At 67.3% G+C, this 15,338-nt stretch carries 14 protein-coding genes; 6 read left to right on the top strand and 8 right to left on the bottom strand.

From position 1 onward, the window contains the following. Positions 1–44: 44 nt before the first annotated feature. Entirely contained in the window at positions 45–290 is a 246-nt protein-coding gene (locus J0A90_RS09965; protein WP_207034962.1) for a hypothetical protein, read from the bottom strand. Between the two features lie 215 nt (positions 291–505). On the opposite strand from J0A90_RS09965, the gene J0A90_RS09960 reads away from it, so the two are divergent. Then, the gene (locus tag J0A90_RS09960; protein WP_207034964.1) at positions 506–1,138 is read left to right on the top strand and encodes a transglutaminase-like cysteine peptidase; all 633 of its coding nucleotides are present in this window, start codon (positions 506–508) and stop codon (positions 1,136–1,138) included. 55 nt (positions 1,139–1,193) lie between these two features. Here J0A90_RS09960 and J0A90_RS09955 read toward each other — a convergent pair whose 3' ends face one another. From J0A90_RS09955 to J0A90_RS09930, 6 genes are all read right to left on the bottom strand, one after another. After that, positions 1,194–2,060 carry an electron transfer flavoprotein subunit beta gene (locus J0A90_RS09955; RefSeq protein WP_207034966.1) on the bottom strand — a complete coding sequence of 289 codons (867 nt, stop codon included), beginning with the start codon at positions 2,058–2,060 and terminating at the stop codon, positions 1,194–1,196. After that, a complete protein-coding gene (locus J0A90_RS09950) occupies positions 2,047–3,345 on the bottom strand; it encodes an electron transfer flavoprotein subunit alpha/FixB family protein (RefSeq protein ID WP_207034968.1) in 1,299 nt (432 codons plus the stop codon). Before J0A90_RS09950 ends, J0A90_RS09955 begins: the two co-directional genes overlap by 14 nt. Next, a complete protein-coding gene (locus tag J0A90_RS09945) occupies positions 3,342–5,324 on the bottom strand; it encodes a (Fe-S)-binding protein (RefSeq protein ID WP_207034970.1) in 1,983 nt (660 codons plus the stop codon). Before J0A90_RS09945 ends, J0A90_RS09950 begins: the two co-directional genes overlap by 4 nt. A gap of 207 nt (positions 5,325–5,531) precedes the next feature. Next, positions 5,532–7,601, bottom strand: a complete 2,070-nt coding sequence (dgcA, locus tag J0A90_RS09940) for a dimethylglycine demethylation protein DgcA (protein ID WP_207034972.1) — start codon at positions 7,599–7,601, stop codon at positions 5,532–5,534. Between the two features lie 119 nt (positions 7,602–7,720). After that, complete coding sequence (locus tag J0A90_RS09935) at positions 7,721–8,251, bottom strand: DUF5943 domain-containing protein (RefSeq protein ID WP_207034974.1); 531 nt, start codon at positions 8,249–8,251, stop codon at positions 7,721–7,723. 212 nt (positions 8,252–8,463) lie between these two features. After that, entirely contained in the window at positions 8,464–9,441 is a 978-nt protein-coding gene (locus J0A90_RS09930; RefSeq protein WP_207034977.1) for a dipeptidase, read from the bottom strand. Between the two features lie 424 nt (positions 9,442–9,865). Here J0A90_RS09930 and J0A90_RS09925 point away from each other — a divergent pair, with 424 nt between their 5' ends. Genes J0A90_RS09925 through J0A90_RS09915 form a run of 3 tightly spaced genes read left to right on the top strand, consistent with a single transcriptional unit; the run spans position 9,866 to position 11,452 of the window. Then, on the top strand, positions 9,866–10,399 hold the full coding sequence (locus tag J0A90_RS09925) for a helix-turn-helix domain-containing protein (protein WP_207034979.1): 534 nt from the start codon (positions 9,866–9,868) through the stop codon (positions 10,397–10,399). Then, positions 10,392–11,117, top strand: a complete 726-nt coding sequence (locus J0A90_RS09920) for an AzlC family ABC transporter permease (RefSeq protein WP_207034981.1) — start codon at positions 10,392–10,394, stop codon at positions 11,115–11,117. The genes J0A90_RS09925 and J0A90_RS09920 overlap by 8 nt, the downstream gene beginning before the upstream one ends. Beyond that, complete coding sequence (locus J0A90_RS09915) at positions 11,114–11,452, top strand: AzlD domain-containing protein (RefSeq protein WP_207034983.1); 339 nt, start codon at positions 11,114–11,116, stop codon at positions 11,450–11,452. The genes J0A90_RS09920 and J0A90_RS09915 overlap by 4 nt, the downstream gene beginning before the upstream one ends. A 125-nt stretch (positions 11,453–11,577) precedes the next feature. Here the strand turns inward: J0A90_RS09915 and J0A90_RS09910 are convergent, their stop codons facing one another. Next, a complete protein-coding gene (locus J0A90_RS09910) occupies positions 11,578–12,702 on the bottom strand; it encodes a GlxA family transcriptional regulator (RefSeq protein WP_051896112.1) in 1,125 nt (374 codons plus the stop codon). Positions 12,703–13,238: 536 nt separating this feature from the next. On the opposite strand from J0A90_RS09910, the gene efeU reads away from it, so the two are divergent. Continuing rightward, the gene (gene efeU / locus J0A90_RS09905; RefSeq protein WP_207034985.1) at positions 13,239–14,072 is read left to right on the top strand and encodes an iron uptake transporter permease EfeU; all 834 of its coding nucleotides are present in this window, start codon (positions 13,239–13,241) and stop codon (positions 14,070–14,072) included. Continuing rightward, the gene (locus J0A90_RS09900) at positions 14,069–15,319 is read left to right on the top strand and encodes a cupredoxin domain-containing protein (protein WP_207034987.1); all 1,251 of its coding nucleotides are present in this window, start codon (positions 14,069–14,071) and stop codon (positions 15,317–15,319) included. The genes efeU and J0A90_RS09900 overlap by 4 nt, the downstream gene beginning before the upstream one ends. Positions 15,320–15,338: the final 19 nt, after the last annotated feature.

The following is a 15,338-nucleotide window of genomic DNA, read 5'->3' as shown; positions in this document are numbered from 1 at the left end:
TACCTTGGGGCAGGAGCACCGCGGAGAAGGAGGCGGGCTTCTCTTCAGTGTCCGTCGAAGGCGGGCAGCAGGTGCTGATCGATGGCGGTCTTCACCGATGGCAGGAGCATATCGCTCTGCTCGGTCAGCTCGCGGATCGCCGCCGGTAGTTCGGGTACGCGTCCGGCGCGGTAGCAGCCCGCGGCCAGCCGGGCGCAGGTGTCCGGACAAGCGGCTTCGGGCACATGGATGCCCAGTGCGACCAGCCGCTGGCGGAAATCCTCGCCGTCGACGAGATTGACGATCATCATGCAACACCTCCTCGGATCTGATCGGACTCATGCCCTGCCGATCTTGGCCCGGGCTCGGCCAGTGTTCGGCATAGCGTTCGCGGCGCGCCAACGCCGCATGAATCGCGGTTTACGGCACTGATCTCTATTTACTGCACTCGACCGCGACGGGTCGATACGCGTATCGTCTGACTGTCGCTCCCGGGACAGTCGACGTCCGCCACGGAAACCTCTGCATGCCCTCTCGCGCTGCCAAGCCCAATCCCTGTCGGCGAGCGATCGCCCTCTCCCTGCTGCTGGGCGCCGCCATCGCCCCGGCGGCCAGGGCCGGCAGCTTCACCTACTGGGACGACCCCAGCGCTTCGGCGGTGACCCTCACGCGCGCCGCGTTCGTGGCCAAGGCCCGGCAGTTGCACGGTGAAAAACGGCTGATCTACGTCAACCGCGTGGTCAACAACGCCGCCCGGCAGCAGTTCGAGAAAGTGGATACCTGGAAGGGCTTCGACCGTCTGGTGAGCGACGGCTACGGCGACTGCGAGGACTTCGCCATCGCCAAGTATCAGATCCTGATCCAGGCGGGGACACCGCCCGCGCGGCTGGACTTCCTCGCCGCCGACGACACCCTCACCCCGACCTATCATGCGGTACTGCGCTACCGCCAGGACGACGGCAGCCATCTGATCCTCGACAACCTGACGCTGATGATGCTGCCCGAGTCGAAGCGTACCGACCTGAAGCCGCTGGTGACCTTCGACCGCACCCACGCCGCCTACTTCCACGACGGTGCCTTCCAGCCGGTGGCGCCGAGCCGTATCGTGCTCGGCGGCCAGCCGCTCTCGGAAAGAATGCCGAAGCTGCTCGACTACTGAGGCAAACGCCGCTGGCGAGGCAGGCGCCGCTGGCGAGGCCAGCGGCTGGCCGCACTCAGGCGGAAGACTGCCCCTCGTCCCCCGGCTGTGCCGCCGGCAGCACCTTCTCGGCGCGCAGATAGTCGATCAGCTTCTGTGCGGCCTCGTCCGGCGTGAGATCGGTGAGCACCTGCCCTCCGGAAGCGGCCGACTTGGCCGCCGCCGCCTTGAAGCGGTCGCGGGCATTGGTCGACTTGACCACCTTGAGGCGCTTGGGGCGTGCCCGCGCCGGCTGCCACTGCCACGCCGCCTGCAGCGTATCGGGCTCGGCCGTGATATTCGCCACCGCCTCCACCCGCCCGCGTCGGGAGGGGCCGAAGGCGCTCTGGCGCGGCATCGGTGCCACGCCGTCGACGCACAGCAGGCACGGCAGGCGCACCTCGAGACGCCGCCGCTGCCCTTGGGGCAGCGCCTGCAGCACGGTGACCCGGTCGCCCGCGTAGTGCTCGATCGCGGCGACGCCGGTGGCCACCGCCCAGCCCAGCCGTTCGGCCAATAGATAGGGCAGCAGGCCAGAGCCCTCGCCGCACTCGGCGCGCTGCCCGGTCAGCACCAGGTTGGCGCCATAGGCCTCGAGCCAGCTCGCCAGCAGCGGCACGGCGTCGTCGCCGGCGGCCATTGGCAGCAGCGAGAGCTCGCCGGGCCCGCCGGCCCCCTCGAGACCGTGGAACATGCCCAGGTACTCCGGCAGTGCCGCATCCTCGGCATCGCCGGCGTGGGCCAGATGCAGGGATGCCCCCGCCAGTGCCAGCCCCATCTCCACCGCGCGGGCATCCTCTCGCGCGCGTCCGGCGCGCCCGGAGACCGGATGCCGGCCGCTGGAGACCAGGGCGACGACCCTGGCCTCACCAGCCACGCTGGCGCTGCGCTCAGGCTGCGTCATGGCGCACCTCCTCGTGCCGGCTGTCGCCGCGCTCGGGTTGGGGTTGGCCCAGCTGGGCGCAGACCGCCGCCAGCACCGCGTCGCCATCGCCGATGATGGCGAAGTCGGCACGCTTGACCATGTCGCAGCTCGGGTCGCTGTTGATCGCGACCACCCGCTGACACTTGGTGATGCCCTGCAGGTGCTGCACCGCACCGGAGATCCCCACCGCGACATAGCAGCTGGCGCTGACGAAGGTGCCGGTGGCGCCGACCTGGCGCGCACGCGGCATGTAGCCGTCATCGACGGCCACCCGCGAGGCACCCTCGCTGGCACCCAGCACCTTGGCGGCGTGATGGTAGCCGTCCCAGTCGCTGACACCACGGCCGGCAGAGAGAATGAAGGGCGCCTGGGCCAGCGGAATCTGCTGCGGGTCCACCGCGACCCGGCCGCGGTCGATGACACCCGGCGCCGCTGACGCATCACCCACCGAGGCGTCGAGATCCAGCAGCGTCGCCGCATGGCGGGTGTCGCTGACCGGCTCGGCGCACTCCGGCAGTGCCAGCAGCACCCGCGCCACGTCGCGCTGAATGTCCTGGCGATCACCGGCGCGGGAGAGCGTCTGGCCATCAGCGAACTGCCATACCCGGGTCGCTGCGCGAGCCGAGGCGTCGCCACTCGCGGTCGAGGCGAGCGCCAGTCGAGCGGCCAGGCGCCGGCCGAGATCGCCGCCACCGGGGAAGTCGTCGGCAAAGATCCAGTGCGCCGGGGCGAGTGCGGTTTCCACCGCCGCGAGCGCCGCCAGACGCGCTTCAGGCGCATAGCTGTCGGCGTCGACCCGGGACGACAGATCGACCCGGCGGTCGGCGCCGGCTTCCTCGAGCCCGGCGACCTCGGCCTGGAAGGCGACCGCAACCACGGCCACCCCCGCCTCGGCACCGCCGCGGGCCTCGGCCAGCTGGCGCGCCAATCCGAGCAGGTCGCGGTCGTGATCGCTCAGGCGCCCTTCCGGCAACTCCGGCACCACCGCGACATACGCCGTGGGCGTGTCGATAGTGATCTGGCGCCGGCTCGGCTCGGCGCTGGCCTGGGGGCCCCCAGCCGCAGCCGCCTCGACGCTGGCGCCGCTGCGGTCGATGCGCTTGATGCCGTTGGGGCCGATCGCGCCCAGGGCGTGAGGATTGATCCGGGTCACGCCGTCGGCACTGGTCCAGCGCCACGCTGGCCGTGCGAATTCGAGATGTCGCGGGTGCAGCCGATTGCGCCGGGCGCGTTCGGCGTGTGGGTCGAGTCGTCTGACACTCATGCCGGAACCTCCTCAGGGGCTTCGCTGCTGTTACGCGCGGTGGGTGCCGCCGCCGGCTCCACCAGCGCGGCGGCGACCAGCTCGGCGAGATCCTTGACCTGGGGCCGCGGCTCGACCACGCCCTCGAGCATCGCCGTGCACTGGGGGCAGGCCACGGCCACGGTGGTCGCCCCGGTCTCGCGCACGTCCTCCATGCGCATGTCGGGGATACGCGCCTTGCCCGGCACGTCGGAGAGCGCGGCACCGCCGCCGCCGCCACAGCAGCGCGAGCGGTAGCCGGAACGCTCCATCTCGGCGACTTCGACGCCGAGTGCGGCGAGCACCTGGCGCGGCGCGGCGAACTCACCGTTGTAGCGGCCCAGATAGCAGGGGTCGTGATAGGTCACCGTCTCGCCCGGCTCGGCAGCCTTGACGCTGAGCCGGCCGGCGTCGAACAGCTCGGCGATGAAGGTCGAGTGGTGCTTGACCACGTAGTCGCCGCCAAAGGCGCCATACTCGCGGCCCAGCACGTGGAAGCTGTGTGGGTCGGCGGTGACGATGCGCTGGAAGCGGTAGCGCGACAGCGTGGCGATATTGCGCTCGGCGAGGCGCTGGAAGGTGGCCTCGTCGCCCAGGCGGCGGGCGACATCGCCACTGTCACGCTCTTCGTCACCCAGCACGGCGAAGTCGACCTCGGCGGCGCGCAGGATCTTGACCAGCGAGCGCAGGGTGCGCTGGTTGCGCATGTCGAAGGCGCCGTCGCCTAGCCACAGCAGCACTTCGACTCCTTCCGGGCGCTGCTGGATCCGCGGGATATCGAGGTCCGCCGCCCAGTCCAGGCGCGAAGCGTTGTCGAGCCCGCCGGGGTTGTCGGTGGCGATCAGGTTGTCGATCGCCGCGGCGCCCTTCTCCGGGGTCTCGCCCCGCTCCAGGGTGATGAAGCGGCGCATGTCGACGATGGCATCGACGTGCTCGATCATCATCGGACACTCCTCGACGCAGGCGCGGCAGGTGGTACACGCCCACAGCGTCTGCGCTTCGACCAGCTGCGGCACGATCGCATCCGAGGGCCCACCATGGTGCTTGCCGACCTCGATGCCGGGATAACCGGAGCCGGCATAGCGGGCATCGCTGCCGCCGGCCATACCCACGACCATGTCCTGGATCAGCTTCTTGGGGTTGAGCGGCTGGCCGGCGGCATAGGCCGGGCAGACGTTCTGGCAGCGGCCGCACTGGACGCAGGCGTCGAACCCGAGCAGCTGCTCCCACTGGAAATCGGCGGGCTTCTCCACGCCCAGCGTCTTCGCCGTGAGATCGAGCGGGAAGAGCGCGGTGGAGCGGCTGCCACGATGCACATCGTGCGCCACGTCACGGTGCTGATCGTCGAACCGCTCGGGGCGGCGATGGAAGGCTAGATGGAAGGTACCGGCGAAGGCGTGCTTCATCGGCCCGCCCCAGCCCATGCCGATCAGCATCTCGGCCAGGCCCCAGGCGACCAGTGCCAGCAGGATCAGCGCCAGCACGCCGCCACCCAGCAGGGTCGGCGCCACGCCCACCAGCGGCAGGCTGACCAGGAACATGCCCACCGAGTAGGCCAGCAGGCTCTTCGACAGCCGCTGCCACGGCCCCTTGGAGAGCTTGGCCGGCGGATCGATACGCCGGCGGTTGACCGCCAGCGCGCCGATGAACATGCACAGGCTCGCCGCCAGCAGCAACCCACCCAGAATTGGGTTGCGCCAGCCGAAGCCGTGGACCACCAGCGCCAGCGCCATGGCGGCGACGAAGCCGCCGGCGGTGGCCACGTGGGTGTGCGCGATCGCCTTGTCGCGGGCGACCACATGGTGCAGATCGTTGAGATAGCGCTTGGGCATCAGCACGAGCCGATGCCAACGCATCGGCGTGCGCCGCCCCTGGCGCCACAGCCGGATGCGGCGCACCGCGCCCGCCGCACCCACCGCCAGCGCGGCAAAGATCAGAATGGGGAGTAGCGTCTGCAGCATCGGACTTCTCCGAAAAAGTCACTGACGTCAGCCATATCGACACGCTCTGTCATGAGAGCCCTGGCTCTCGCCGTCGGCTCGCACAACGATGACGAGCGACGACGAGACCAGGCGAATGCCGAGGAGCCAGCGGAGTGGACGTGTTTGTCCATGAGCATGGCGACGAGGGATTCAACGCCGTCTCGTCGAGCGCAGTCCGTTCCTGCCTCAGAAGTGCATGCACAGCCGCAAGGCATCGTAGATCGCCGCATGCGTATTGCGCTGCGCCACGCAGTCACCGATCCGGAACAGCGCGAACTCGCCGCTCTCGGCCAGGGTCGGCTGGGGGGCGATCGCATACAGCGCCTCGACATCGGTCTGGCCGTGGTTGCGCGAACGCGACTTGAGCGCGTAGTAGAGCGACTCGTCCGGACGCACGCCGTTCTCGATCACCACCTGATCGACCACCCGCTCCTCGTGCTCGCCGGTGTACTCGTTCTCGAACAGCGCCACCAGCTTGTCACCTTCGCGGTAGACCTTGTGCAGCCCCAGGTCACCGGTCATCACCACCGACTGCTGATAGAGGCTGCGGTAGTAGGTCGGGAAGGTGGTGCCACCGATCGCCACACCGGGCTTGGTGTCGTCGGTGACGATCTCCACCGTAGCGCCCTTGCTGGCGAGGTAGTCGGCGGTGGACATGCCGCTGAACTCGCACATGGTGTCGTAGACCAGCACGTTCTTGCCCGGCTCGACCTTGCCGCTGAGGATGTCCCAGCTGCTGACCGCCAGGCTCTCCTCGGGGTTGTCCGAGTAGCCCCACTCGGGCACCTGCTCGAGGAACGGATGACCGCCGTTGGCCAGCACCACCAGATCGGGCTGCAGGTCGCGCACCATCGAATCGTCGGCGCGGGTGTCGAGCTGGATATCGACGCCGAGGCGCGCAAGCTCCATCTCGTACCAGCGGGTGATACCGGCGATCTGATCGCGCTGCGGTGCCCGCGCAGCCAGGGTGATCTGGCCGCCGAGCTGGGACTGGGCTTCGATCAGGGTCACGTCGTGGCCGCGCTCGGCGCTGACGCGGGCCGCCTCCATGCCGCCGGGGCCACCGCCGACCACCACTACCTTGCGTTTGGGTCCGCTGGTTTTCTCGATGATGTGCGGCAGGCCCATGTACTCGCGCGAGGTCGCTGCGTTCTGGATACACAGCACGTCGAGGCCCTGGTACTGGCGGTCGATGCAGTAGTTGGCGCCCACACACTGACGGATCTGGTCGGTCTGGCCGTTCTTGATCTTGGCGATGATGTGCGGGTCGGCGATGTGCGCCCGGGTCATCCCCACCAGGTCGACGTAGCCGCCCTCTAGGATACGCTCGGCCTGGGTCGGATCCTTGATGTTCTGGGCGTGGATGACCGGGACCGAGACCACTTCCTTGATGCCCGCCGCCAGGTGCAGAAACGGCTCCGGCGGATAGGACATGTTGGGAATGACGTTGGCCAGGGTGTCGTGGGTATCGCAGCCGGAGCCGATCACGCCGAAGAAGTCGACCATGCCGGTGGCATCGTAGTAGGCGGCGATCTGCTTCATGTCGTCGTGGGAGAGACCATCGGGATGGAACTCGTCGCCGCAGATGCGCATGCCGACACAGAAATCGTCACCGACTTCGGCACGCACCGCCTTGAGCACTTCCATGCCGAAGCGCATGCGATTCTCGAAGCTGCCGCCCCACTGGTCGGTACGCTTGTTGACGCGCGGACTCCAGAACTGGTCGATCAGGTGCTGGTGGACCGCGGAGAGCTCGCAGCCGTCGAGTCCGCCCTCCTTGACCCGGCGTGCGCCCTGGGCGAAATCACCGATGATGCGCCAGATCTCTTCCTCTTCGATGGTCTTGCAGGTGGCGCGGTGAACCGGCTCACGCAGACCCGACGGGGAGACCAGGGTCGACCAGTTGTGCCCGTCCCAGCGCGAACGCCGACCCATGTGGGTGATCTGGATCATGATCTTGCCGCCATGCTTGTGCACCGCATCGGCAAGATTCTGGAAGTGCGGAATGATCCGATCGGTGGAGACGTTGACCGAGCTCCACCACTGCTGCGGGCTGTCGATGGAGACCGGCGAGGAGCCCCCGCAGATACAGAGCCCACAGCCGCCTTTCGACTTCTCTTCGTAGTACTTGACGTAGCGATCGGTGGTCATGCCGCCGTCGGTGGCATAGACCTCGGCGTGGGCGGTACTGACCACACGGTTGCGGATCGTCAGCTTGCCGATTTGAATCGGCTTGAATAGCGCTTCATGGGCCATGGCCGGTCATCTCCTCGAACTCGCACTGCCCCTGGGTCAGGTGCGGCAGCCACGAGTTCTTCAGTACACGGAATTGCTTGAATTATGGGTCGCTGTCGCGGGGCGTGTCGGCGCCGCCGTCAGCGCGGCGCCACTTCGAAGTAGCCAACTTCGCAGCCCGCCTCGGCCCCGCTCTGGGTCTGCTCGGCACGAGTGCGCAGGCTGCTGCCGCGGGCCTCGAGGATCTGGTCCATGGCGCCGGCGAACCAGCCGGTGAACATGTACTCTTCCTTCTTGCCGGTCTTGCCCAGTTGATAGACGAAGCAGGAGTGCTCCAGGCGCACCTTGGCGGTGCCGGCGTCGAGGTCGATCGCCTCGGTGATGAACAGCCCCCAGCCGCGCTGCGACAAGCGCTTCATGTAGTGTTCGAAGACCGCCACACCCTCGAGTCCGTGCAGCTCGGCTTCCTTCTCGCACCAGTGCCAGGCGGACTTGTAGCCGGCGTCGTAGAGAATCTTGGCGTAGGCCTCGGACCCCAGCGCCTCTTCGATGGCGACGTGGTTGTTGATGAAGAAATGGCGCGGCACGTAGAGCATCGGCAGCGCATCGGTGGTCCAGACACCGGTGTCGCTATCGACGTTGATCGGCAGTTCGGGAGCCATCTGGGTCATGTCGGTTACCTCTGAAGTTGTTCTTGGGCGGCGCTTCCAGCCGGGTCTTTGGCGGCTATTCCAGCCGACGCCTCTATCGCGTTCCAGGAGCCGTCATGAGCGAAGCGGGCGCTAGGCGCGGATTGGGGAGCCAGCGGAGTGAACGTGTTTGTTCATGAGCATGGCGACCCGATGCGCAACAACGCGCCCGCGAGCGCAATAGGCTCGGTGGTTTACTCGCCCCAGACGTCTTTCAACGTCCGCACCCAGTTCTCCCCCATGATCTTGCGCACCACCGGCTCGGACAGGCCGTGGTCGAGCAGCGCCTGGGTCAGGTTGGGGAACTCGCCGATGGTGCGGATGCCCTTGGGATTGATGATCTCGCCGAAGCGGGTCAGGCGGCGGGCGTAGCCCTTGTCGTGGGTCAGCCACTCGAAAAAGGCTTCGTCCTGGCCCTGGGTGAAGTCGGTACCGATACCGATGGCATCCTCGCCGACGATGTTCATGATGTAGACGATCGCCTCGACGTAATCCTCGACGGTGGCGTTGACGCCCGCCTTGAGGAAGGGCGTGAACATGGTCACGCCGACGAAGCCGCCGTGGTCGGCGATGAACTTGAGCTCCGCGTCGGACTTGTTGCGCGGGTGCTCCTTGAGCCCGCTGGGCAGGCAGTGGGAGTAGCAGACCGGCTTGCTCGATTCGAGGATGATCTCCTCGGAGGTCTTCGAGCCGACGTGGGAGAGATCGCACATCATGCCGACCCGGTTCATCTCGGCGATCACTTCTCGGCCGTAGCCGGAGAGCCCGCCGTCGCGCTCGTAGCAGCCGGTACCGACCAGGTTCTGGGTGTTGTAGCAGAGCTGGGTGATGCCCACGCCGAGCTTCTTGAAGATCTCGATGTAGCCCAGCTTGTCCTCGAAGGCGTAGGCGTTCTGGAACCCGAGGATGATACCGGTCTTGCCCTCTTCCTTGGCCCGGGTGATGTCGCGGGTGGTATGCACCGGGCGCACCAGCTCGGCGTTGTCGCGCATCAGCTGGTTGACGGCCACGATGTTGTCGACGGTGGCTTCGAAATCCTCCCACACCGACACCGTGCAGTTGGCCGCGGTCAGGCCGCCCTTGCGCATGTCCTCGAACAGGGCGCGGTCCCATTTGGCAATGATCAGGCCGTCGATGATGATGGCATCGTCGTGCACGGATGACGTCGACATGCGGAAATCCTCCTCGGTTGCGCGCTCCCGGTTTGGCATCACGATGATGAAGCGGCGAGAGCGACTGTTCCGCGCAGCATATCCCTGCGCCCTGCCCGCTCGCCGACCGAAAGCGAATCCGAGTGTTCCGATTGCGTCACGCCCAGCGTTCTCTCCACGACGCCCCGCCGCAGGGTTCCCGAGGCCGCTCACGCCCCGATTTCGCGACTCGCTGTCGCGTTTTCCAGCTTCCATGTCTGACAGCTGCGGTCGCAGCGCGCTTGACGCGTCCCTGTTCCTTTTGTAGAACGTTCTTTTAATAGAACAGTGGCCCGCAACGCGATTCCAATCGCGACATACCGCGACTGTTCTCAGCACCACGGCGTCAGGTCATCACGGCACCGAAACCTCGTAACCTCATAATGCCTCTCAGGAGCCCGCCGCCATGGATTCCGCCTCACGCCACACCCTCGGCCAGCATCTGCAGACACTGCGCCAGGCGCGCGGGCTGTCGCTGTCGCAGCTGGCCGCCGAGGCCAAGGTCGCCAAGTCGAACCTGTCGCGGCTGGAACAGGGCGACGGCAATCCCACCCTCGATACCCTGTGGCGGCTGGCACGCCAGCTCGGCGTGCCCTTCGGCACCCTGGTCGCCCCGCTCGCCGCCGCGGTCGATGACGCCGGGGCCAGCGTGCAGTTGATCATGCAGAGCCGCAGCGACGTCCCGGTGGACGCCTATCTGATGCGCCTGGCCCCGCATCATCGGCGCGAGGCCGAGGCGCACACCACCGGCACCCGTGAGACGGTGCAGTTGATCGAGGGCAGCCTGACGGTGGGGCCGCCGGCGGATAGCCGCCAACTCGATGTCGGCGAGTGCTACACCTTCGCAAGCGACGTGCCCCACGCTTATCTCAGCGGCGACAGCGGTGCCGCGCTGCTGGTCACCATCGTCTATCTGCCGGAGCCCACCGCCCATGTCTGATCACGACAGCGCCCCCGCCGTCCCGGCCTGGCTGGGGGGCGTGCGCGACTCGCTGCCGCTGCTGAGTGGCTATATCCCGGTCGCCGTCTCGTTCGGGCTGGTCGCCACCCAGGCCGGCTTCAGCAGCCTGGAGACGCTGGCGATCTCGGGGCTGATCTACGCCGGTGCCTCGCAGTTCGTGTTCGTGGGCATGGTCGCCGGCGGTGCACCGCTGTGGCTGGCGGTCGCCATGACCCTGCTGATCAACCTGCGCCACGTCGTCTATGCACCCAACCTCGCCCCCTGGCTACCGCCGAGCCGGTGGTGGCCGTGGCTGATGCATGGCTTGACCGACCAGGTCTTCGCCCTGGCTCTCGCCCGCCTGCCCCAGCTCGCCGAACGCCAGCGGGTCGGCTGGTTCTGCGGCGCGGCGCTGCTCGCCTGGCTGAGCTGGATCGCCGGCTCGCTGCTCGGCGCCCTTGCCGGGGAGTGGCTGATGACACAGTGGCCGCTGCTCGGCGAGGTGATGCCCTTCGCCCTGCCGGCGCTATTCCTGGTGCTGGTGGCACCGCGTTTCACTTCGCCGCGCTGGGCGCTGGCGCTGTGCGTGTGCATCATCGCGGCGCTGGCGTTCACTCTGGGCGGCCTGGCCAACGTCGGCATCCCCCTGGCGGCGGCGCTCGGTGGCCTCTGCTTCTTCACGCTGCGGGCGCCGCGCCTGCCGGGAGGTCAGCGATGAGTATCGAACTCTGGATCTCTCTGCTCGCCGGCGCCCTCGGCACCTACCTCATTCGGCTGCTGCCGCTACTCTGGATGCAGCGCCGCCTGCGCCACTCCCGCGAGCGCGCGGGGACGGAATCAATGCCGGCGTGGCTGGGCGTGCTCGGGCCGATGATGATCGCCGCGGTGCTCGGGGTGTCGCTGGTGCCCAGGACCCTGGACAGCAGCGGCTGGTACGCCACCGGGTTAGGCCTGCTGGCGACCCTGCTGGTATGGCGGCGTACCCGTTCGTTGGGGCTGCCGGTGGTGGCCGGGGTAGCGAGCTTTGCCGCAGTGATCCTGCTGCTGCGTTGATCCTGCTGCTGCGTTGGGCAGCACGCACAGGCGCTAGGGCAGGCAATTGATGGGAGTCAAAAACAACGCGGCGGCAGTGAGAACACTGCCGCCGCGATCTTTACCCCATGCCGAGAGCCTCGGCGCTAGTTCAGCGTGACGCTGGCGTAGGTAGGCTCACCGCGCGCGTGATTGAGCGCGACGCTGGCGCTGCTGAACTGCATCAGCGCATCCTCTTCCGGTGTGGGCTGGCGCAGGATCGGCTCCAGACGCCGGATCTTCACCGACTCGCCGCGATCCTCCCGCGGCGGCGTACCGAAGTACTCGCGGTAGCACTTGGAGAAGTGCGGCGTGGAGACGAAGCCACAGGCGGAGGCGATCTCGATGATCGGCAGCGGGGTCTGCTTGAGCAACTGGCGTGCCCGCGTCAGGCGCAGCTTGAGATAGTAGCGTGACGGCGAACAGTGCAGATGGCGCTGGAACAGGCGCTCGAGCTGGCGACGCGAGACATCGACATAGCTTGCCAGCTCATCGAGCTCGATCGGCTCCTCGATGTTGGCTTCCATCAGCGCCACGATCTCCAGCAGCTTGGGCTGGGTGGTGCCGAGGACATGCTTGAGCGGTACTCGCTGCTGATCCTCTTCGCCGCGCACGCGCTCGCAGATGAACATCTCCGAGATCGCCGCCGACAGCTCGCGGCCATGATCACGCCCGATCAGGTTGAGCATCATGTCCAGCGGCGCGGTGCCACCGGAAGCAGTGAAGCGGTCGCGATCGATCGAGAACAGGCGCGTGCTCCAGGCGGTGCGCGGGTACGCCTCCTGCATTGCAGCCAGACACTCCCAGTGGATGCTCGCTTCGTAGCCATCCAGCAGGCCGGCCTGGGCCAGCGCCCAGCTACCGGTACATACCGAGCCGACGCGCCGCAGCGAGCGCCCGCGACTCTGCAGCCAGTTCAGCAGCGCCGGCGATACCGCGCGCTGCGGCGCCACGCCGCCGCACACCACCAGCCAGTCGAGATTCAGGGGGGCCTGGGTGCTGGCATCGGGGGTCACCTGCATGCCGTCGCTGGCACGCACGGGGGCGCCGTCCAGGGTAATGATGTACCAGCGGTAGAGCTCGCGGCCGGCCAGCTGATTGGCCATGCGCAGGGGTTCGATCGCCGACGCCAGGGAGATCAGGGTGAAGTTGTCCAGCAACAGGAAGCCGAGGGTCTGGGGTTCGGATACGCCCAGATCCCGCTCGCGGGAAACGGGAGAGGAAATCGCCATGTCAGGTCACTCCATCACAGTGTCAGGTGGTTATTCTTATCGCGCGTCCCTGGCGTCGGTCGCTCCTGCAGGCGCATCGCGCCGTCTGCCTGGCTCGGCGGTAGCCCTGAGGAGATGCTGCAGCTGGCCGTATCTTTGCACTTCCTGGATCGTTTTTCGGCCTTGAATCGACTCTAAATCGTGTGACAACGCGACGCATGCTTTTTTACCTGCCTGCGACAGCATAACCGTCAATGAGACGAAAAGTGTCGCTTCTGGAACATTTTCTGCGCCATGAGCGATGCCGAGGTCGCTCTCGGGCTCCCGATCACGCCATTCGCTTCTCTCTCACGGGCTCTCTCACGGGCTCTCTCACGGGCGCTATCAAGGCCCTGTCGAAGGCTCCCCGGAGTCCGACATCCACTACCTCTACCCCAACCACACTTGCGAAACCGGAAACAAATTGTTACCTAGTAGATTTGAAAACAAGTATCATTCGCGCAACGAAGTGTTTCTCTCTTATCATTCATCCTCTTCACCCGCGTCAGGTTCGACTCATGCTCATCCCTTTTCTCATCATGCTGCGTGAAGGCCTCGAAGCCGCACTGGTCGTCGGTATCATTGCCACCTATTTACATCAGACCCGGCGCCAGGCCTGGATGCCCGCCGTCTGGATCGGCATTTTCCTCGCCGTAGCGCTGGCCCTGCTGGTGGGCGCAGGTCTGCAGTTCGCCAGTGCCGAATTCCCCCAGCGTCAGCAAGAGTTTTTCGAGGCCGTGGTCGGACTGCTCGCGGTGGGCATGCTGACCTGGATGGTACTGTGGATGCGCCGAGCCGCCGCGGGCATGAAGCGCGAGCTGACGTCGGCGCTCGATCAGGCCTTCCGCGGCGGCAGCCACACCTGGGCACTGATCGGCATGGTCTTCCTGGCGGTGGCGCGTGAAGGGCTGGAGTCGATCTTCTTCCTGCTGGCGGTGTTCCAGCAGAGCACCAGCAGCGCCGCCCCATTGGGCGCGCTGCTGGGCATCGCCGTGGCGGTGATCGCCGGCCTGGCGATCTACCGCGGCAGCCTGCGTCTGCCGCTGGGCCACTTCTTCCGTGTCACCGGCGTATTCATTCTGCTGGTCGCCGCCGGGCTGCTTGCCGGCTCGGTGCGCGCACTGCACGAAGCGGGGCTGTGGAACCACGCCCAGCAGGTGGTGTTCGACCTCAGCAACGTATTGCCGCTGGATACCCCGCTGGGGTCGCTGTTCGCCGGAATCTTCGGCTATCAGCCTGCGCCAACCCTGAGTGAAGTCGTCGTCTACCTGGGCTATCTGCTGATCGCTCTGTGGCTGCTGCGCCCGCGGCGCCAGACGCACAGCGTGGCCACCGCGGGGAGCCAAGGATGAACGCACCCCACGCCACGCCGAGCCCCGCCCCCCACGCCCCCTCGCCGCGCCTGCTGCGCCTGGGCCTGGTGGCCTCCTTTGTGCTCATGCTGATCGCCCTTGGGGTGTTCGCGCTGTCGCTGCGCGCCGTCGAGAGCGGCAGCGACGACGGCACGCTGATCACGATCAGCGCCAAGGGCTGCCAGCCGGCTCGGGTCGAGGTGCCGGCGGGCGAGCGCACCTTCACCATCGTCAACCACTCGGATCGCGCCATCGAGTGGGAAGTGATCGATGGCGTCATGGTGCTGGCCGAGCGCGAGAACATCGCCCCCGGGCTGCGCCAGCCGCTGCGCGTCGACCTGGCACCCGGCGACTACGCCATGACCTGCGGACTGCTGAGCAACCCCCACGGCGAGCTGCGGGTGACAGCGAGCGGCGATGCCGAGCCGGCCCGGGCGCTGGCAGCGCACGACTTCGTCGGCGCGCTGGCCGAGCTGCGCGTCTACACCACACTGCAGATGCGCAAGCTCGAGCGCACCAGCAAGGCTCTCGAACAGGCGATCGAGAACGGCGATCTGTCGGCAGCACGCGCGGCCTATCTCCAGGCCCGCCGTGTCGACCAGCGTCTGGCGATGCCGATCGGCCTGTTCGGCGATCTCGACCAGCGCCTCAACGCTCCCGCCGACTACTACGCCGGGCGCGAGAAGGATCCGGATTTCGGCGGCTTTCCGCGGCTGGCCCTGGGACTGTTCGGCGCCGATACCACAACTGTGGATACCACCGCCGAGCTAGCGCCGGTGGCCAAACGGCTGGTGGCGGATCTAGACACCCTCTCCCAGCGCCTCGCCCAGGCGTCGATACCAGCGGCACAGCTGGCCAACGGCAGCGCCCGCGCGCTGCAGAACTGGCACGACCGCGCAGTCGACGGCGAGCTGACACCGCTGGCACTCAATGACCTGATCGGCCTCAGCGAAGGCAGCGCCAAGATCGTGTCGCTGATCGATCCGCTGCTAGCCAGTCAGGCACCGTCGAGCCAAAACCAGCTCGACCAGGCCCTGGCCGCGCTGCAGCAAGCGCTGGCCGAGGCCACGCCGCCAGGCGCCGATGGCAGCCAGTCCACGGCAGAGTCAGCGGCCTCCGATGCGCCCCAGGCGCTGCTCGCCGCCGGTGCGCTGCCAGAGGCCACCGCGCAGCGTCTGCTCGCAGACAGCGAGGCGCTGGCCAAGGCGCTGGCAGCGGTCAATCACGCGCTCGCCCTGAGCGGATGAGTTCATCATCAATCGTTAC

Source organism: Salinicola sp. DM10 (assembly GCF_017306975.2).
Lineage (GTDB): Bacteria > Pseudomonadota > Gammaproteobacteria > Pseudomonadales > Halomonadaceae > Salinicola.
Note: the sequence above shows the minus strand (reverse complement) of the source record. Positions and strands in the feature narration are given on the sequence as shown.